At 40.1% G+C, this 21,267-nt stretch carries 12 protein-coding genes; 6 read left to right on the top strand and 6 right to left on the bottom strand.

The window, feature by feature from the left end; genetic code table 11:
* Nucleotides 1–211: 211 nt before the first annotated feature.
* The 3 genes from V7K40_RS20055 to V7K40_RS20045 are packed head-to-tail and all read left to right on the top strand — an operon-like array spanning nt 212 to nt 6,659.
* Nucleotides 212–3,595, top strand: a complete 3,384-nt coding sequence (locus V7K40_RS20055; protein WP_334962733.1) for an AAA domain-containing protein — start codon at nt 212–214, stop codon at nt 3,593–3,595.
* Between the two features lie 56 nt (nt 3,596–3,651).
* Entirely contained in the window at nt 3,652–5,538 is a 1,887-nt protein-coding gene (locus V7K40_RS20050; RefSeq protein WP_334962731.1) for a trypsin-like peptidase domain-containing protein, read from the top strand.
* A 20-nt stretch (nt 5,539–5,558) separates the two neighbouring features.
* Nucleotides 5,559–6,659 carry a hypothetical protein gene (locus tag V7K40_RS20045; RefSeq protein ID WP_334962729.1) on the top strand — a complete coding sequence of 367 codons (1,101 nt, stop codon included), beginning with the start codon at nt 5,559–5,561 and terminating at the stop codon, nt 6,657–6,659.
* Between the two features lie 133 nt (nt 6,660–6,792).
* Here V7K40_RS20045 and cysH read toward each other — a convergent pair whose 3' ends face one another.
* Nucleotides 6,793–7,518, bottom strand: coding sequence for a phosphoadenosine phosphosulfate reductase (gene cysH, locus V7K40_RS20040; RefSeq protein WP_334962727.1), 726 nt, complete (start codon nt 7,516–7,518; stop codon nt 6,793–6,795).
* 761 nt (nt 7,519–8,279) lie between these two features.
* On the bottom strand, nt 8,280–9,869 hold the full coding sequence (locus tag V7K40_RS20035) for a DHA2 family efflux MFS transporter permease subunit (protein ID WP_334962725.1): 1,590 nt from the start codon (nt 9,867–9,869) through the stop codon (nt 8,280–8,282).
* Between the two features lie 289 nt (nt 9,870–10,158).
* Here V7K40_RS20035 and V7K40_RS20030 point away from each other — a divergent pair, with 289 nt between their 5' ends.
* A complete protein-coding gene (locus tag V7K40_RS20030) occupies nt 10,159–10,755 on the top strand; it encodes a TetR/AcrR family transcriptional regulator (protein WP_334962723.1) in 597 nt (198 codons plus the stop codon).
* Between the two features lie 195 nt (nt 10,756–10,950).
* On the opposite strand, the gene patD is transcribed toward V7K40_RS20030, so the two are convergent.
* The gene (gene patD / locus V7K40_RS20025; protein ID WP_334962721.1) at nt 10,951–11,304 is read right to left on the bottom strand and encodes a heterocyst frequency control protein PatD; all 354 of its coding nucleotides are present in this window, start codon (nt 11,302–11,304) and stop codon (nt 10,951–10,953) included.
* Nucleotides 11,305–11,596: 292 nt separating this feature from the next.
* Between patD and V7K40_RS20020 the strand changes: the two genes are divergently transcribed.
* Together V7K40_RS20020 and V7K40_RS20015 are read left to right on the top strand one after the other, a co-directional pair.
* Nucleotides 11,597–13,867 (top strand): bifunctional (p)ppGpp synthetase/guanosine-3',5'-bis(diphosphate) 3'-pyrophosphohydrolase, encoded by a 2,271-nt coding sequence (locus V7K40_RS20020; protein WP_334962719.1) that lies wholly within the window; start codon nt 11,597–11,599, stop codon nt 13,865–13,867.
* 578 nt (nt 13,868–14,445) lie between these two features.
* A complete protein-coding gene (locus V7K40_RS20015) occupies nt 14,446–15,441 on the top strand; it encodes a nodulation protein NodZ (RefSeq protein WP_334962717.1) in 996 nt (331 codons plus the stop codon).
* Nucleotides 15,442–16,230: 789 nt separating this feature from the next.
* Here the strand turns inward: V7K40_RS20015 and V7K40_RS20010 are convergent.
* The 3 genes from V7K40_RS20010 to V7K40_RS20000 form a co-directional block, all read right to left on the bottom strand.
* Nucleotides 16,231–17,628: an ATP-grasp domain-containing protein gene (locus V7K40_RS20010; protein ID WP_334962715.1), complete on the bottom strand. Its 1,398-nt coding sequence runs from the start codon at nt 17,626–17,628 to the stop codon at nt 16,231–16,233.
* Nucleotides 17,629–18,249: 621 nt separating this feature from the next.
* Nucleotides 18,250–19,083, bottom strand: a complete 834-nt coding sequence (locus tag V7K40_RS20005; RefSeq protein WP_334962713.1) for a class I SAM-dependent methyltransferase — start codon at nt 19,081–19,083, stop codon at nt 18,250–18,252.
* A gap of 4 nt (nt 19,084–19,087) precedes the next feature.
* Nucleotides 19,088–20,320 carry a sedoheptulose 7-phosphate cyclase gene (locus V7K40_RS20000; protein WP_334962711.1) on the bottom strand — a complete coding sequence of 411 codons (1,233 nt, stop codon included), beginning with the start codon at nt 20,318–20,320 and terminating at the stop codon, nt 19,088–19,090.
* Nucleotides 20,321–21,267 lie beyond the last annotated feature (947 nt).

The following is a 21,267-nucleotide window of genomic DNA, read 5'->3' as shown; positions in this document are numbered from 1 at the left end:
TTTTAGCGAGCGCTTCTTGGTTGAGTACAATTTCAAAGCCTTGCGACAATTCATCAAATGCCTTACGGTTTAGTCCAGTCAATGCCCTCAGCAGGTGGTCTTCTTTCAACACCCGATTGATGTCTAGCATTTTTCTGTCTCATTCCAGTTGCTAATCGTTACTCTACCTTATTAAGCGACAAGTCTTTTGTTCCAGGATGCAAAAGCAGCAATGATTAAAGACTTGGAACAAAATCAGTACAAGATAGCTAATCATCCTATATTGAAAGAACTAGCCATCAAACGAACACCTAATAATGTCAATAAGTCCGCAATTCCTCAAGAGCAAGAACTTGAGAAAATAGACCCCTCATCAATTTATCAAATATGTGACGCAGACTCCAGCCAGCAAGTAGTTATAGAAGCTGTAAAGGCAGGACTTAGCTGTGTAGTGCAGGGACCTCCTGGTACAGGAAAAAGCCAAACTATTGTTAACATCATCACTGAGTTAATCGGCAAAAATAAGAAAGTGCTTGTAGTTGCGGAAAAGCAAACTGCTCTAAAAGTTGTCTTTGACAGACTTAAAAAAAGTAAGTTGGAAGATGCTTGTCTAAATTTACACCACCAAGTCACAACAAAAGCAAAAGATTTCTTTAATCAACTAGACCAAACTCTCACTCAGCTTTCAGAAAGAAACAAAGCACAACAGCAAGATTGGGATACATTCTTTAAACCTTTACGTGACTATCAGCAAGTTCTTGATGATCATGTAGTAGGTTTACATAAACGGGAGCAACCATTAAATAAATCTGCTTTTGACCTGTATGGCGAAATTCTCAGGTTAGAACGAAAAGAAATTCCTGTGCTGGAGTTTAATCTTGATAATCTGGACGATTGGTCAGAAACCAGATTATTGGAAGCAAAAATACCACTGGAAAAACTTGGTCAATTCGAGGCTATATTTCGGGAAAGGCAAAAAACGATATGGTCAAATAGTCCACTAAAATCTGAATCTTGGTCGTCTGATATCAATAATTATTTACGTCGTAATATTGACAATTTCAGTCAAGGAATAAAACTTGCTCAGGATACTGTAGCTTCATTGACGCAACTGCTAAAAATAACAGAACCACTCGAAACATTGTATGATTTGGAACGGTTACAGCCAGCACTAACTCATATTCTTGATGCTCCATCAGGAATTGAAACTTGGTCTCTTTCAACAGATTTAGTTGATTTGAGACAGTTGTATTCTGATTTAGAAAAAGAGATTCAAAGGTATCAATTTATTAATTCTACACTAAATGCTAAGTATACTCGTGAATTTTTAACTTTTGATTTGTTAGAACTTAGGAGACTTTTTGCAAGAAGATTTACAGGTATTTTTCGCTTCATTCAACCAGCTTATTGGCAATGGCGTAATGCTAAAAGGCGCGAACGTCAACGTCTCATAGCTCTACGGCAAGACCAGAATAGAGTTTCTGAGCAAAAATTAATTGCAGATATTGAAGAAGCAATTGAGCGCCAAAATATTTTAAGTATATTAAAAGACCCACAATATCAAGCTCGTACAGCTTTTGGTTCTTCATTTGATGAAGAAATGACGGATTTACTAGGTATTGAGCGAGGTCTTGAATGGTTGGAAATAGTAAATCAACAGCGCCAATTAGATAAAGAGACAATAGCCGCAGTTATTGCTTCAAGAGAATGCTATCAGGAGCTAAGAACATTTTTAGAAAATTTGGAATCATCCTTAAATCAGATTAAAGAAGGCTTTAAATTTTTAAGAGACAACTTTCCTCAAGAACGAGTAACAGCATTAGGTATATTGGAAAAAACACCCTTAAAGGAAATTGAAAATTTCCGACAACAAGCCCACAATGAGATTAATTTATTCCAACAGTGGTTGGACTATCAAAAAATTATACGTCAATTAGAAGCTATTGGAACTAAAGATTTTTTATCTAAACTACGAGATTCTAACTTCCTACCAAATGATTGGTTTTCAGTTTTACAAAAAGGCGTATATGAAAATTTGCTGCGACAGATACATAATGATAATTTAGAGTTGCGAAACTTTAACCAGGATTTCCACGAGCAGAAAATAAATGAGTTTTCTGAAAAAGATAAACAACAGTATGAAGTTGCAATAGAACGTTTGAGACAACTCCATGCCAAACGTTGGCAAGATTGGTTAACACAGGCGGAAGCAGTACAACAAGTGAAGTCTTTTAAAGATGAAAGTAAAAAGCAAAGGGGACAACAAAAAATTCGTCAATTTATCAAAAATGTGCCTCAACTTGTTACTACCCTCAAGCCATGTTGGCTGATGAGTCCTTTAGGGGTTAGTCAATATGTAGATGCAGAGGCAGTGGAGTTTGATGTTGTTATCTTTGACGAAGCTTCTCAAGTTCGTACTGAAAATGCAGTATCTTCTATTATGCGAGCAAAACAGCTAATTGTTGTTGGAGATAACCAGCAGCTACCGCCAACCTCTTACTTTGAAAGTACAGCCTCCGATGATAGCAACGATGAAGAAGAAATTTATGAAAATTTGCTTGATGAGTGTCCCCCTTTATCAATGATGCAAGAATTTACTTTGAGGTGGCACTACCGCAGCCAAGATGAGAGCCTCATTGCCTTTTCAAACCAAAAATTTTACGATTCAAAACTCATTTCTTTCCCCAACCCTGTGAAAGATGTTAGCCAAGGTGTGCATTTCTATCCTGTTGAAGGAGGAATATATGACCGTGGTGGTAAGCGCAAAGACAATATCCGTGAAGCGGAGGAAATTGCAAAGCTAATAGTGCAGCACTTTCAGCGACACCCTAAGCAAACTTTGGGTATTATTACCTCAAGTAAACAACAGGCAAAAGCCATCTGGGAGCAAGTTAACCGTATCAGCGTTCAGCATCCAGAAATAGAAGAATTTTGTCAAGATAACTCAGACAAGTTCTTTATCAAACCAATCGATGAGGTTCAAGGTGATGAACGAGATGTGATTTTCCTAAGCTTTGGCTTTGGTTTTGATAACGAAAAACGGGATAAGTTAAATCACAACTTTGGTTACTTTAGTAAAATTCAACAGGATTTAGGAAGACGAAGATTAAATGTTGCAATAACTCGCGCTAAATGTAAGTTTGTTTTAGTCGCCTCAATTAAATCAGAAGATTTTGACGCGGAAAAAGGTCAACAAGCTGCATTGCTTAAAGAATATTTTGCATACGCTCAAAGTTGCGGTCAAAAATTAGATGAAAAGCTTGCTGATCAGGTATCTCACTCAGATTTACACTTTGAAGAAGATATCTATCAGGTTCTAACAGAAAGGGGATATGCAGTTAAGAAACGGGTAGGTCGTTCAGCTTACCCGATTGATCTAGTGTTAATAGATAACCTCAAGCCAGAAACAGAGGAGTATTTTTTAGGCATTGTATGTGATGGAGCAACGTATCGTGACTATCCTACAGCACGCGATCGCGATCGCCTTCGCCAAGAAGTCCTACAAAAATTAGGCTGGCGCATTTACAGAATTTGGTCTCGTGAATGGAATCGCGACAGAGACACTCAAATAAACCGACTAGTAGAGTATATAGAGAATCTACGCAATCAGAAATAAACACAGTTGCTATTGTAGCTTTATAAACAAAGATTTAAATAAAAATTGGATTGTTTATGGTACTAGCACTAATTGAAGAACTGTTAACTAAGGTTCAACAGTTGCAATTAATCATGATTACGGTTTCTACTGGAGAGTTTAAAATTCATGAGAAAGAGAAAGAGTATACACTACTTTATAAAAATATTGCTGACCTGATGGAATATCTTGAAGAAGAAGGGGTTTACATCGAAAATCCTAATAACTTTAAATCTCTTTCAAATTGGCGCGATCACTGGTCATCTTTAAAAAGTGGATATGCTTCAAAAGCAGGATATATTCACGACCTATACACTAGCGTTTTCAATAAAATTGATATTATTTCGTGCCAGTATTATATCAAAGATAAATCTCAAGAAGAATTAGTTGACGAGTGGCAAATATCACGATTTGAATCTTTAATAGCAAAGATTAAACAGTTAAAGTTAACCATGCTTTCGGTAGCTACTCAAGGACAGCCTGTTGAACTAGTTAAGTCTGAAGATGAGGGCTATAAAAAGCTTTATTGGGAGGTTAGATTACAAACAAGTATCCTTCGAGAGATAGGTATAAATACTCCAAGTTACAATCAATTTCAATCTCTTTGGCAATGGTATAATTACTGGTCATTTGAGCTAGATAATTCAAAAGCTGTACGGGAAGAATATATCGATAATCTATATGAAACTCTGCTTAAAACAATTGATAAAGCCTTAAAAAAATACTATATCCAAAAAAGTTCACTAAAAGAGTTTATTCAGGATTTGAAGCGTCGATTTAATCAGACTACTTATACCCAAGCTACTACAGATTCTATAATCCTAACCCCAATTTTAAGTAAAAATGTGCAAACATCTAATCTCAAATTAGATGACATATTTCAGCAACAAACATCGAAACCTGTCGCTGATTCATTCTCTGTCCCAGCTACCCAAACTCTTGATAATTCGTTATTTGCAACTGAAAATTATAGCTCAATTTGGACAAATGATAAATTCATGAACCCGGAAATATTTTTAGAGCAAAATGATGTTGTATGTTTAGAGGAGAGTCTAGAAAAATTCTTTGCTACAAGGTTTGATAATGCAAGTAGTTGGAAAAGTGTATTTAGCTCATCTGGTGTTGAAGAATCGTTTATTAGACCTCTAATTTTTATTAGTAATCCTGTAGAATTCAGCAACAGAGTAGTAGCAAAATTTAAAGCTTATAAAGTCTCTAATCAGCTAGTATATTATCACCCAATGGTGAAATTGTTACAGTATCTACTTAATCGAAAAGGAAGTTATGAGTTGGAAGACCAAGATATCGAATTATTCAGTAAATTAGCTGAACGAGGTCAGGAAAACTTTAACGCTTTAAAAGCTCGTAACACTATTTGTAGAATCGAATCACCCAAAGGAACGGGTATTGGTACAGGAGTATTGGTAGGTAAAAATCTATTACTAACCTGCAATCACATTTTCACTAAAACTCAAGTTAGACAAGCTTGGGTACGTTTTAGCTACAATACTGACAGTCATCAGTTAGACAAAGATTTATTTGAACTAGATATGACTTTTGTCAGTTCTCATAATCGCCCTGACTACGCTTTAGTCAAAATAAAAGATAATCGCCAACAACAAATAGCTTTTTGTAGCAATGAAACATTAGATAGCGGTCAAGATATTCGTATTATCCATCATCCTCAAGGAAATCTAGTGATAATTTCCGACCTTGGACAAATTACACAAGTAGGAGAAGATTACATTGACCATAATCTAAAAACTGATTATGGCTCCTCTGGCGCACCAATTTTTAATCGTCAATGGGAATTAATTGCAATTCATCAAGGAAATCCCGGTCTAGGACGTACTGTAACTCCAGGTTCAACAGGAGGTATTCCCATTCGTGCTATTTGGACTCAAATTTCACCACATTTATCTTGATGTGACAGAGGAATAATTTCATGAGATTTATCCAGAGTTTATCTGAAACTTTCAGCCGTGAGGCTCCAAAATATAAAACCCTTTCTCTATCGAAACATCGAGTTGATGTAGACTACGACGAAAAACCCATTGTTGCAGGTGAAGCCTATTGTCGTATCTGGCTAGTGGAGATGCGCTTGGCTAAAGATGTAGAATGGTTCAAGCAAAGATATTCAGTTGTTCATGCTGCTGTCCGCTTCAATCACGGTGGTAAACCCGTAATAATTCCCTATCTAGCTGCACCTGGACAATTAGAAAAATCAATAACAGATAATCTGGATAAAGTCATTCAGTGCAACTATCCTTTGACACCCTTATTTCCTTTCAATGATGGATTAGTGGAGTTACAAGCAGGCTTATTTAGCATAGCTAATAATGACTCCATCGGTAAATTTATTAAGACGATGGGCAGATTTTCTGAATTGCTACCTGTACCAGAACTTTCAAGTGTTATAAAGCTAGTAGAACCAGTATATCGGGGTATTGAAGATTTACTCGATATTGGGGATCGTCGGTTAGAACTAGGCTACCAGCAAATATTTTCTGAAGCCGATGGAGGTGGTAGTAATTCCCTGAAAGCAGGTTATTTTGCTGCAATTTTGGCGCAGGATAATAAGATAAACAGCGATAATCTTTGTATTGTCAAGGATAGCCTCTGTCTTGGTTCACCTGGAACAACAAAAACTTTTGAGCGTGATGGTAAACCCCTAGAAGGCTACAGTTATATGCTGTTTCGTATAGAAAAGCGCAAACAGCAAGATTGGGAGTCATTAAAAACTATAAAAGAGCTAGTTAGTCAAGCTCAAAATGCTATTTCTTCGGGCGAATATGAGAAAGTAAAGAAATTTGTTTTACCTGCTATTGAAATAGCTATTCTCCAAAGTCCTGATCTAACTAAAGCTGACCGACGCAATATGAGATTAAAAATTGGAGAAGAATTGAAGGAACTTGGTTTGCAATCTACAAAAGTGCAAAGGCGATCGCTTTACTCAATTATGCAGCGACCTTTGCCAGAGATTGACGCAGCGAGACAAGCCGAATTAGCTTCTCTAGAGCAGCTTTTCCAGCAAAGTGGTCAATAAACTAGCCTCTAAGTTTGTTGTGTAACAGTGTTATCTAACCGCAGAGGCGCAGAGTAAGCATAGAAGGGGAGAGTCGGGAGCAATTCTTCTTTTCATCTATTCCCTACTCCCTACTCCCTATCCCTACTTCCCCTTAAATGTGAATTCCACATTCTGTTTTTTCACTTCCGCGCCAGCGTCCGGCGCGTTCGTCTTCTCCTTCGCCTACTTTGGTGGTGATGGGTTCGTCGCCAATGCTGGGATAACCTTTGTCGTGTAGAGGGTTGTAGATGACTCCGTGTTCAGCAACGTAAACCCAGCTGTCTTGGCGTGTCCAAGTGGCTATGGGATTTACTTTCAGCCGACCTTTACCGTCTAATTCAAATATGGGCATATTAGCACGCGTTACTGCTTGGTCACGGCGGCGTCCGGTGATCCAAGCAACGCTATTGAGTTCGTCTAAACCCCGTAGCAATGGTTCAATTTTTGTAACGTGGTGGAATTGGGCAATATCTTTGTCCCAAAGTTTGTCGCCGTATTTGGCTTCAAAGGCTTCGCGGGTGTCTACATCTGGAGTTTTGTAAGTTTGCAAATCCAGGTTGTAGACTTGTTTAGCTTTGGCAACTAATTCTAGGCTTTCGTCAAAGTGGTGCAAGGTGTCGAGAAATATCACAGGAACGGGATGCTTCAGTTCACTGTAAAGAATATGGGTAATTATCATGTCATCCACGTTAAAGGCGCTCGTTTGCACCAGTCCCGTTGGGATATTGTCTATAGACCATGCCAGTATTTCTTTGGGAGTGGCAGTTTCAAATTGCTCATTTAATTTGTCTAAGTCAAAAGCGATCGCTTGGTTTCTAGATGCCGTGGAGACTGTCATGATAATCTTCTGTTCAAATATTTCTACCTTGATTAATATTTATTTTAGCTCACAAAGGCGCGTATTCCGCTCGGAGATAAGGTAATTATTCTGTTCGGGAATTACTACATTATGGAACTGGAGAAACCAGGAGAATAATCTATTATAAGTAAAAATTAATACATAAGTAATTAATTCAGTATTTACTAAGAAACTTTACGGTTTCTTAAGTTTTACAAGACTTTTATGGATATTTATACTGATGTTGATATGGTTAAGGAACTATTAACAAAAAGGATTTTACTTAAATGAACAATTCAAAATCCCGCAATCCCTTAGGCGAATCTATTATTATGGGCGCTTTAATGATGTTGACCAGCGTAAGCATTATTACAATAATGAACTTTTTCTAAGATAAAGATTTCTAATTTTAGCAATAAAACTTCACATAGTCCGGCTCAAAACTGAGCAGGGCTTTTACTTTTCTGAGCCACATTATATCGGTATATATTAAGCCTCTTCAGTGACTTCCGGTAGAGAATAATCTTTAAGCCGTGTTTTGACGTAGTTTTGCAATTAGAGAATTTAAGATTAGGTGAGTTCAACGGGTCATATCATGTCTGCCTAGTTAATCGAATCAAAAAACCTTTAAGAGGTTTCACTACGCAAAACTTGTCCTTCTCCGACTTCCAGAGAGACAGACTTGAACTAAAGTTCAAGGCAGGGAGAGGTTTGTCGAACTCATTGTTAACATGGGGATGCGATCGCTATTTACTTTACCTCTAATGACCGACTGGCGCTTTCGCTCTTGCACCGCCTTTACCCAGGAATAGTAACAGGGGTAATGAGCAAAGGAACGCCACGCCTACCACTCGAAAGCAATCTGCGTAAGATAAAACAGCAGCTTGGGTATCTACTATTTGACTTAATAAAGCTAGTGCTTGTTGTTGAGCGGTTGTCGCATCAATACCTTGGCTTTGGAGTGCCCCGTTCAATGCATCGAGGCGCTGATTGGTTTCAGGGTCATAAGGACTAAGTTTTGCTAACATGATAGCTCGATGAAAAGCCTCTCGTCGATCAAGCAGAGTGGTGAGTAGGGCAATGCCGATGCTACCACCTAGTTGTCGGGTGAGGTTGTAGAAACCAGACCCAGCAGAAACATCTTGTTTGGGTAGCGGGCCTAAAACTGCCAAACTCAAAGGGAGAAACATCAACACAGTAAAAGCCCCACGCCATACCAATGGCCAAAATAAATCATCTGTACCGGTTTGTGGGGTAATTGTTGCTAGTTGAAACATGACTCCAGATGATCCGACAGCGCCCATCGCAATTAAAAATCGGGCATCAATTTTACTAGACAGTTTGCCTAATAAAACCATAACGATTGCAGACGCTAAAGCCCCAGGTGCTAACAATAGTCCTGTCTGCGTTGCCGTAAATTGCAGCACGCTCTGAGCAAATATCGGCACAGCAAAGAGTGTGCCATAAAGCCCCATACCCACCAGTGCTGAGAGAACGCTTCCCGCAGCTAAAGAACGGTGACGCAAAACTCTCAAATCCACAGCCGGGTGATCTGTTTTCAGTTCTCGCCAAATAAAAAGTCCCAGTCCGATAATACTAGCGATCGCTAACGTGGTGATCAAACCGGAGGAAAACCAGTCGTCTTCCTCTCCTTGCTCTAACAAAGTTTGCATACAGCCAATAGCGATGACCAAAAACCCAATCCCGAACCAATCGACGGCTTGGCTTTGTGTGTCGTTCTTGTCTTTGTCTTTGAGCAAAAATACAAAGGACATCGCCACTGCAACAATCCCGAAGGGAATATTAACAAAGAAAATCCACCGCCAGCCTAAACCATCTACCAAGAATCCTCCTAAAGTTGGGCCAATGGCTGGGCCAGAAATTACACCTACCCCAAAAACTGCCTGGGCCATACCTTGTTCAGCAGGTGGAAAAGTCTCGAATAAAATCGCTTGTGCTTTAGCTAGCAACCCCCCACCACATAAACCTTGAAGAATTCGAGAAAAAACCAGCATCGGTAAATTAAATGCCAACCCGCATAAAACGGAGGCAAGGGTAAAGCCAATCAACGAGAAGATGAAGTAGGTTTTGCGCCCAAAGTAATCTCCCAGCCATGCAGATAAGGGAATTAAAACGACGTTAGCGATCGCATATCCAGTCACCACCCAACCAACTTCACTAACAGTTGCACCCAAACTAGCTTGGATGTCAGTCAGAGCAACGTTAACAATACTGGTATCAATCACTTCTAATATTGCACCAAGGGAAGCCGTGAAAGCGATCGCCCACTTCAATGGCCCCTGCACATAACCAAATTGATCAAAAGTTGAATGTTTAATGTTGGTAGCCATTATTAGCACAAATAATATTTGGAGGATGTCAAAGCGATACCTGGCTCTACGCCAAAGCTAAAATTAAATTTAGTATGTATACGCTACGGTAGCGTATCATATAAAAACGGTCAAGAGAGTTTTCAATGAAAAGTGGCAGAAATACCTATGCTAAAGATGGATAGTCACTCTTGCTGTTTTCATGTATAAGAATTGGGTCATAGGGCTTATTTGTTTCCTATCGGGTATGTTCTATGCCCAAAAGTAGAAGCAAATGACCAAGAAGATATTGCTTGGGGATGATATTTTTATGAGTAACCAAATTAACAGCCCTTCTGGACGCCCACGCAGCATCTACGCTGACCAAGCTATTCTGCAAGCGACTTTGGATCTGCTTGCAGAGGTAGGATATCAAAGTATGAGTATAGAAGCGATCGCTTCCCGGGCTGGAGTTGGTAAAACGACGATCTATCGGCGTTATACTTCCAAAGAAGAACTAGTTGCAGACGCGATAGAAAGTCTCAGGGATGATTTAGCGATCCCCGATACTGCCAGCTTTTGGGGAGACATGGATATCCTAATCAATAATGCGGCCAAAAAAATAGATAGTCCCCTTGGTCGTCAGACACTCGCCTTGATAATCAGTACAGCGTCTAGCAATCCTCAGTTTGCAGAGGTTTACTGGACAAAATATACAAAACTTCGACGTGAAGCCTTTTCTAAAGTACTTGAGCGTGCCAAATCTAGAGGCGAAATTCACAAGGATGCAGACGTAGACCTAATTATCGATCTTGTGAGCGGGTCACTATATTATGCACTGATCTTCAAACCCACAACTGAGCCAGTAGAAGCGTACATGCGCCGCACAATGAATCTTCTCTTCAAAGGTATTGGGAATGGTGAATAGGGCATTGGGCATGGCGCATGGGGACAAGGAAGACAAGTTTGATCTAAGGCTTTCTTAGATCAGAACTTTAGAGGGACAACGAGAATAACCAATGCCCAATGCCCAATGCCCATTTTCAACTTGTTACCAAAATAACTTTTCATGAACGGTCGTAAATGAGATGATGAAGTAATTAGAGAAAAAGGTAAAGAATTGTTATTTTTCTCCTTCCGCTTCTGGTTGCAAAATGGCATCACAGTATTGAATGAGAGTTGTCAAGCGATCGCTAATCGTCTGAAGTCTCGTTTGTGCAGTAGAAGCCTGCCGCGCTCCTTGCAAAAACATCACATCTATTTCCAACAGGCGCAGTTGCTTGCTCATCTCCGTTTGATAAGACTGCACTTGCCAGTTTTCATCAGCCAAAGGCACAATTTGCTGCCGGAAAAATTGCTGCAACGAGGCTACACGCACTCGCAGTTCGGGCGCAACGATTTGGGTAGTCGTGGCATCGGAGCGTAATTGCTCTAACAAGGTTACGAGTGCCAGATATTTCTCACAGTTTAAAGACATCTAGTACTAATTAAGATATATTAATGTCAAGTAATTTTTCTTCTACAATAAACTTTTTTAAAGACTTACCGGCACTAAAAGCCTCAAATCATGGTTTGAGGCTTTGTTTCCCATCAATGGATTTTCTTTATGATCCTTGAAACTTCCACTGGATGACTACTAACGGTAATTGGAGAATCATCCTTACACTGTTTTTTCTACCCGTCTCTGGGCGACAGCATCTTCTTCGGGCGATGCTGCCAGTTTTATTTATCATTCACATTATCTACCGATCCACTCTAAACCCAATTGTATGAGCAGCCTAGCTATAAATTCATCAGTTGATGTAACCATTCCAGAATGGTTAAAAAAATGTTTGAAGGAGTCATCGACAATTAGCGGCGAAGCGAAAGATGACCGAAGGCATAGTGATGCAGTTTTAATTGGTCGCGCATTTGAATTTGCCTACCAACTGCATCAAGGTCAATCTCGCAAATCGGGAGAACCATACATTGCTCATCCCATCGCTGTAGCTGACTTGCTGCATGACTTGGGAGGTGGTGCTGCTATGATAGCAGCTGGATTTCTCCATGATGTCGTTGAAGATACAGAAGTTACAAGTCAAGAAATAGAAGAACGCTTTGGTCCAGAAGTGCGACAATTGGTCGAAGGTGTTACCAAGCTCTCTAAAATCAATTTCACCAGCAAAACCGAAAGTCAAGCGGAAAACTTCCGGCGGATGTTTTTGGCAATGGCACAAGATATTCGGGTAATTGTGGTGAAGTTGGCTGATCGTTTGCATAATATGCGAACTTTACAATACATGTCAGAAGCCAGCCGCCGCCGCAGTGCCCAGGAAACGCGAGATATCTTCGCGCCTTTAGCCAATCGCCTGGGGATCTGGCGAATTAAATGGGAACTGGAAGACTTGGCTTTTAAGTATTTGGAACCGGAAGCTTTCCGCCAAATGCAGGAGCATGTTTCCGAAAAACGGACGGCGCGAGAAGAGAAATTGGTCAAAACTACGAACATTTTGCAAGAGCGTTTGCAGCAAGCCGGAATCCAGTTTCAAGAACTCAGCGGTCGCCCTAAGCACCTTTATAGCATTTACCAAAAAATGTACCGCCAGCAAAAGGAATTTCATGAAATTTACGATTTGGCTGCGTTGCGGATTATTGTCCAAACCAATGAGGAATGTTATCGGGCGTTGGCGGTGGTTCATGATGCTTTTCGCCCAATTCCTGGAAGATTTAAGGATTATATTGGACTACCAAAGCCTAACCGTTACCAGTCATTGCATACTGGAGTGATTGGACTAACTGGCCGTCCTTTGGAGGTGCAAATTCGGACAATCGAAATGCATCATATCGCTGAGTATGGGATTGCTGCCCATTGGAAGTACAAAGAAACAGGAGGTTCTAGTATTAGCCATTTGACAGCGACAGATGACAAGTTTACTTGGCTGCGCCAGCTATTGGAATGGCAAACTGATCTCAAGGATGCACAAGAATATCTTGATAGCGTCAAAGACAATTTATTTGAAGATGATGTCTATGTCTTCACCCCTAAGGGTGATGTTGTTCCTTTAAGTCCCGGTTCTACTACTATAGATTTTGCTTATCGCATTCATACGGAAGTGGGGAACCATTGTTCCGGGGCGCGGGTGAATGGGCGAATGGTATCTCTGTCAACACGACTGCAAAATGGCGATATTGTAGAGGTTCTCACCCAAAAGAACAGCCATCCGAGTTTGGATTGGTTGAATTTTGTCAGAACTTCGGCAGCGAAATATCGGATAAAACAATGGTACAAGCGATCGCGCCGGGAAGAAAATGTCGCCCGTGGACGGGAATTATTAGAAAAGGAACTTGGTAAAACTGGTTTTGATAGTCTGCTGAAGTCGGATGCAATGGAGATTGTCGCCGAAAAGTGTAACTACCACAGCGTGGAAGATTTACTTGCCGGTTTGGGTTACGGTGAAGTTACATTGAATCTAGTGCTAAATCGTTGGCGAGAAGTGGCGAAGGGACAACAACCAGTTTCGACTGTGCCGCCATTTATCCCCAAAGAACCAACTACATCAAAAGCTTTGCGAGATGCACCTCTAACTACCTCCCGCTCCACAGATTCGCCAATTTTTGGGGTAGAAGGTTTGGTGTATTATTTAGCTGGGTGTTGTACCCCGATTCCTGGCGAACCAATTATTGGTGTGGTGACGCGAGGTAGGGGGATTTCAATTCATCGCCAAGGCTGCCATAATCTGGAGACTGTGGAGTATGAACGCTTAGTACCAGTTAGGTGGAACCCAGCCGCCGAAAATAGTGGTCGCCCGCACACTTACCCAGTGGATGTTCAAATTGAAGCCCTTGACCGCGTAGGGGTGCTAAAGGATATTTTGTCACGGTTGAGTGACCAAGGAATCAATGTCCGCCATGCCCAGGTGAAAACCGCTACTGGTCAACCTGCATTGATGGACTTAGGAATAGATATACGCGATCGCTCTCAACTAGAGCAAGTGTTCGTCCAAATTAAGAAAATGAGCGACATTCTGAATATCCGCCGCGTTGGTCAAATTGACGAGTAGTAAGGGTATCAGTATCCCCATAACAAAAAACCTTCTCTTGCCAACATCCTAGCAGCCTGTTGGGAAACTCAATCTGGTGGCTATAAATTACGTCTAAAGAGATAAGACCTTACTTGGCAAGTTTGTCAATCATTGATTTGGGTTATCATTAATGAGATGATTTTGGTAAACTATAAAACATTAAGCAAAATAGCTGTGTTTACTGAAAGGAAATTTATCCGACTTATGCACTGTACAAATCAATTATGATATGCATTTTCAAAAATGGGACGTTTTAGGCTTTTATTAATCATTCTTTGGGGGTAAATAGACTCGCACCCTACAGGCACAGCAATGCTGTGCCCCGACAGCAGATGTAGTTTTTCAAATTACCCATATTTGGTCTTTCCTGTCAATGTCTAAGTCTTAGTTTCATCAGAAGATTGAAAAAAACTCCCTCAAGCATAAGATCAGGATGATTTATTTAGTTATGCTTAGTTTTGTTGGTTCATTATTGATTCTATCAAAGGTGTTTTATGTTGATTACACCCGATGAACGATCACTTATTTGATTTGAAAGTTGTTAGGAGGAATTAGAAATGGTTGGAGATAAATTTTTAGTAGCTAAAGGGAAAGCAGGGATGGGGAATCGTTTTCTCGCTCTCTTGGACAGTATTTTATATACTCAGCTTACTAATAGAAAGATAATTGTTGATTGGAGCGACGAGACTTACTCCAATAATCGCAGCAATGTTTTTCCTAATTTTTTTAATCTTCATCATCTTACTCAAGCTTCAGAAATACCTTCTACTCAATCTGTCAATCCAAGTTTCTGGAAGAATAACTTAGAGAAATCTGTGAATGAATTATTGTTATTATATGAATCTGAAGCTGATTTGAGATACAATAACCCTAGAATATGGTCAAAATATACTACTAATATGTCGCGCATCGATTATAGTGAAGATATTTTGATTAGATGGTCGTTTGTAACAGAGACTTATAAGCTAAGACAACATTTTTTAGGTGATTTTGCTTATCTACAAAAACTGAGTAATGAAACTATCTTAAAAAATATAATTAGAGAAAATCTGAGTTTACAACCTAGTATTCAAGCAACTATAAAAAAAACTGTAGATAATTCTTTTGAAGATAACGTAATGGGGGTTCATGTTAGATATACTGACAGAAAATCTTCAATTAATACATACTTAAATTTTATTGATAAGATTTGTGAAAAACATCCTAAAATTTTGATATTTTTAGCAACTGATAATAAGGAAGTAGAAGATTTTTTTAGAACTAAATATACTAATATTTTAGTAACAGATAAGTGGTATCCAATGTCAGGATCTTCTTTACATCAGAATCCTGAATGTCCAGATAGGTTTGAAAATGGTGTTCAAGCTTTAGTAGATATTTATCTATTAAGCAAATGTAATTATCTAATATACGACAAAACTTCTACGTTTGGTGTAGTTGCAAAGTTAATTTCTGATATCCCAGAAACTAATACAATTGAAACTTCTCAATACACTTTAAGAGGAAAAGTCAAAAACTTAATTTCTTGGCTCAGAGAAAAGGAAATTCTTTAGTGACTATAGCAGTTCTCAATTCAGGTGTAACGGATTCGTGATTTAGCGTTGTGGAATTTGAGTTTGAAACCCTAATTCCACAGAATTATACCTAGCCTAACGACTTCACCAACCTTTCAGCAATATTGTACTTTGTTTTTGAATTGATAGAGATAAGCTTAGGACTTACGCAAAAATAGCTAAAAAGCTTAGGGCTAACTTAAATTATACATTAGAAGGCAACTTAGTATAAATTAGTTTTTTAGTGTGATTTGCATTGCACAGATTACCCCCTGTAAAGGGTGGAAATGATAAATCATGTTCCCTCCCCAATACATCAGGGAGGGTTAAGGTAGGGTAAAGCTGACGCTCAAACCCAATATTTGTAAGTTATTTCAAACCTGTATACACCGTAGCCTTGTAAAGGAGGGTTGGGGGGAATCGAGTCTCATCCGAACCGTATTAGAAGATGAGGGAGAAGAATTACTAACTTGTAATACCAATTCTCCGTGAACTTGCACTTAATGATTACTCCTTCTGTTAAGGCGTACAAGGCGTACAAGGCGTGAACCAGCGCTCTCCGGCGGGTTTCCCGCCGTAGGCGACTGGTGTTAGCGCCACGGAGAGCGAGTCTTCTCCCTACAGCCCTTTGGGCATCCTACGGCAGGCGCTAGCCTCTCCCTTTGGGAGAAGGGGAGACGCCTTGGGCGAACGAGCGTCACCCGTTCGCCCAAGGCGTTCCCGCAGGGTAGGGCGGTTCGTTTAATAATTAAGTGCATCTTCATAGCGAATTGGTATAACTCCCTACCCTCAGTCGCCCCCTAATTCCACCAGTTTGCCGATATTAAAATCAATCTTTACCCAGCCTTTGAGTTGTTGCAGATTTTTTAGCAGAAGTAAGGTAATCTGCCAATGGTGCAAAGTTAAAAATGGTAGAGGATCATCCATGCGATAGACGGCATCTGTGCCTCGGACTAAATTCTTCAACCAAGTTTGCAATTGTTTCCCAGAACGAATCGCAGTCAATCGCCAGATTTCGTGATATATCCAGTAAGTAGGCTTGCTATTAGTTAATGGTTCTAGGGGTGCAGGTAGAGGAGTTTTACCAAGATAGGCTTCTGCAACACCTGGGTGATTGTAGAACATTGTAATTGCCGAATGGGTGCGAGGATTACATTCAATGGCGTATGCCGTACCATCTTCAGCTTGAATAAGGTCAAGAGATACTTGTCCAGTCAGCCCCAAACTTTTGACGAAGTGTTGCACCCATTCCCGAATTTGGGGATTTTCGACATTTTCGTAGTTAATCTGAAATGCAGAAGAATTTGAGCAGCAATGCAACCTTAATTCTCCATCCCGCACCGTGCTATGGGTGCATAATTCTTTCCCAGGAATAAATTCTTGCATAATCCAAGGTTTTTCTGGGCTGATGGGTAAACTCTTGACAAATGCTGCTGTTTCTTCAGGGGTATCACAGGGAAGTTTGGTTAAATTTAAGCGGCGAACTGAGTCGTAAGAAATACTCTTAAGAATATATTTGCGCGTTTCTTTACTAAAATCGAAATTGATAACTTGCTCAGGATCGGTGATTTTAAAAGACTTAGGAACAGATAAACCAAGCGATCGCGCCTGATCGCTAAAGGCAAATTTATCATCCAGCATCTTGGTTATATCAGCATCGAAGTGGAAAACCTCACAGTATTCTGACAGTGCAGACTTTGCCAAAGAGTCGTAATAACTAGCTACAGGGCTGCATACGGGTACATAAACGTCAATCTTTTCTTGTTTGACAATTTCCAATAGCGCCTGGGTGTAGCCTTCTGGGTCGTCTTGTGGTGCAGGAACCGTATAAAAACGACTCACAGCATTTGAGAATCTATGCCCAGATAGCCAGTATTTGTGACCTTCAATCAGAATAACTCTGTGTCCTGCTGCATGGAAGGAACGGGCAAGTTGCAATGCTTTAGTCATTTTGCCCCCACTCACCAAGATATTCTGAGGATGAGCAGCAAAGCCAGGTTTTTTTGTAAACGGGCGACGCACAATGCCCCACAGCAGGGATAGTAAAACTACAAAACCGTTGATAGGCAAGGCTATCAGCAATAGTGCTAAAGTACCAAGAGTCTTGAATACAGCTACTATTTTTATCCTTACACCCTTTGATGGCGTTGTGGATTCAGGAACAGATAAAGAAACTGATTGGGCCATAATTTTATTCCTTTGCGTGGAATGCGGTCTTTTGTAGGGGCGTACAGCTGTACATTGGTGTCAACTCAATGTTACGGCGGTTAGAAACCGCGTCTACACAAATTTTACCCACCTGTGTGGGTTTCAAACCCTCAATTTTTCCTTAGTCCGCTCCGCAAAGAAGAGTTTGTGTAGCCACGAATTCCATTCGCCCTAGCTCTAGGTTGACATTAAATCGGCGGTTAGAAACCGCGTCTACACAAATTTTACCCACCTGTGTGGGTTTCAAACCCTCAATTTTTCCTTAGAGTAATCCAAGTAAAAAAATGCCCAATTGTCATTGCGAATAGAGCGAAGCAGAATGAAGCAATCTCTTCATCTTTGTGATTGCTTCTCTACGAGACGCTACGCGAACGCTCCACTGCGTTACGCTCGCAATGACAGACTTTGGATCATTTTTTTATCTGGAACACTCTGAGTCCGCTCCGCAAACGAGAGTTTGTCTAGCCGCGAATTTTATTCGCCCTAGCTCTAGGTTGACACTGTACGCCCCTATTGGATATTGCTTCCATTTGAGAACCGCTATAAAATAGCCTTTTTGTGATGCCTTGAATTGAGAACTACCCGAATTTTCTGCACCCCTTACACTAACCGTCTAATCAAAGTCAGACCATCTCGTATGGGTAACAGAACTTGCTCTACACGAGGATCTGTGGTGACAATGCGGTTGAATTGAGCGATCGCCTCGCCATTGGCAGTCCGCTGTTCAGATGGTAGGTAAACTTGTCCCTGCAACAAAGTATTATCTACGCAGATTAACCCGTCGGTAGCCAGTAAGTGAGTATCCAAAATAACTTTGAAGTACTCTACATACTCCTTTTTATCGGCATCAATGAAGATCAGATCAAATGATTCTTGTGCCGCCGCCAGCTTGTGGAGTGTTTGTAGAGCGGGTGCCACTTCTACAACAATCTTGTCGCCGTGGGGAGACTCCTGAAAGCAAGTTTGAGCAAATTCGGCAACATAAGAATCTACCTCACAAGCAATCAGTCGTCCATCATCTGGTAATGCTTCCGCCATCGCCAAAGCTGAATATCCCGTGAACATTCCCACTTCTAAGATGGTTTTAGCCTTGGTCATATGCACAAACATCTTCAGTGTCTGTCCTTCAAGATGTCCTGAGAGCATTTCCTGCTCTAGTTGACGCACTGTTTCACCATCACTAAAGCGTTTACTCCAGTCTTCTTTGCTGGTTTTCTGCGCTAGTGCTGTCAATGCTGTCGATTCGGGGGTAGTGCAATCATCCAGGTAAGGATCTAAACCCGCCGCCAATTGCAACCCTTGGCGCAGAGATGTCAATATCTCTAAAGGGATATTACTTTCCTCTGCTATTGTGAGGGTTTTCTGTAGCTGCGCCACCAGAATGCTGTGTGGCGTTATCGGTCTAGCGGTATCTCGTCCTAAAATACTGGTCATGTTTTCACACTCCCAATAGTTTGGATTCTTCTTGAGTTTCTATGTAAGCGTCAATCCCATCTCCACCACGAGGGTATGTAGCACACAGATTTTTGTGTTCAGCTAAGGCTGCATCTAATTCTTCACGGGTAAGATCGTTGACAAAGAAGCACTCACCAATGGGTTTCGGCATAGCTGCGCGTTGTTTGCCATCTCGCGTCAAGCTAATACACTGGGTAGCATACCAGAGCAAATCCCCATCTAGTAGAGGATGATCGATTGATAAACCTATACGATTCATCAAGCTTAGAATGCGATCGCGTTCCCCAGGTGTAATGTAGCCACGTCTTGCTGCAATGGTTGCAGATAAAGCCATGTCTATATTGACTGCATGACCGTGATACAGGGGTATCATCGGAGCTAATTCTAAGGTCGGACTCCAAGTATGACCGTAGGCAATGACGCGATCAAGGTCTAATTCATGCAAGTTAGGAGTTTCTAACTCCAGCATAGTTTTAATTGCCTCGTAATTGAGTTTGTGAGCGATCGCTTTGAGTTCACTTGTGCCATTCACATATCCAAAGTGAGTGGAAAGCAGTTCTTCGCCATACTCATCCAGCAATTCAAAGACTTCAGAGTTAGCAACAACAGCAATTTTGACTAACTCTGCCATCCCATTACGAACTTGAGCCGTTGGTAATGTTTGCAAAAAGGAGAAATCAAGGATAACTTTCAAAGGAGCATGATATGCACCCAAGCGATTTTTAAACTTGTGATGGTTGACTGCAACCTTAATCGCCACACCTGCATCAATTAAACCAATCAATGTTGTAGGAACGCGAATGTAGTTACTCTTGCGACGGTAAGCAGCACACGCAAACCCAGCTACATCAGTGATTAAACCACCACCCACTACTAACACTGGTTCCTTGCGGATTAAGCCAAAGTCAGAAAAAGCATCAACAATTTTTTCAAAGGTTGCAAGGGTTTTAGCTGGCTCAGTAATCACAATCGGAACTACAGTTACATCAATGTCATAGTGTCTAAAATATGACTTGATTTGCTTCCCATATAGTCGATTGACATTCGCATCAATCACAGTCAGACAGCGACCAAATTTTTTATAGCTGTCTGCAATTTCTCTGTTATTGATATCAAATGCACCGTTGACATAGATAAGACTAAACTCAATTTTTTCGTAACCTTCCACGCGAAATTCAGCTTCCGTTGCTTGAAACGATGCTTGAACATTATTCATTGCTGTTAACCTTGATCTAATTGAAAAATTTGTGAAAATTCCGGCAAAATTTTAGATTCACCCTGATGTGTGGCAATAACAAATGAGGCTTATGAACACCGAAAATTTCCGCCACCCTAAAGTAAGCTTCTTCAAGAAAAGCTTATTATTAGCAAACGATGTTACTAACTAACACCGTTATTTAGCTAAATTTCTGTTAACCTCTTATTCGAGGTCGCTTCAAGACTAATCAACTAGTCCCATTCAAAAATATAGGCATGATACTTGCGCTCTTTTGGGATTGTTGACCTAAATTCAGCAAGTTAACCTTAATCTAGATTAACTCCAGTATTGACTTATAGTAAATTCACCTGAATGCAGATTAACTTCACGATGAACTATGTTATATCCATCTATAGATATAGAGGTTTTACAACTGTTTTTATTCGCAAAATTTCTAATAGAGAAAACTGGATAAATAGTTTATCTCCGGGCTTCCATTTGAGATTACAACCCTGATTAACCTTCAGTTCGCTGTTTTTTAGCATTAGTCTCGAACCTTTTATCGCTAAACTTGCTACACTCTGTTTTACCCAGAATGGCAGTAGACTTCTAGTTTGATTTAGTTAACTTTGTGTTCAGTATTTAATATACCAAAGTCAGTAACTTTTGAAAACCAAAAATTTTAATTTATCAGAGTTACTAATTACACATATCAGTTTAACTCAATACGTGAGCCATTTTATCTTTACAAATCTTAAAAAAGAGTTAAATTGGCTTTTTCGTTCAAAATCATGGGATTTCAGCTTAAATTGAGAGATAACTTGTTGGTATATAACATAAAATGTGATATATGTATTCTGCCAAAAGTATATTGAGAGAATATTTTTTAATACTAAAAGTTGCTCCTACGATGTAGCGCGGATCTCAGTAATGATGGATGATTAATATTGATTAATGTGTCTATT

The sequence above is a fragment of the Nostoc sp. genome (genome assembly GCF_036917195.1).
In the GTDB taxonomy this organism is placed as follows: Bacteria; Cyanobacteriota; Cyanobacteriia; order Cyanobacteriales; family Nostocaceae; genus Nostoc.
The sequence above is the reverse complement of the archived record's forward strand: the minus strand, read 5'-3'. Positions and strand labels throughout refer to the sequence as shown.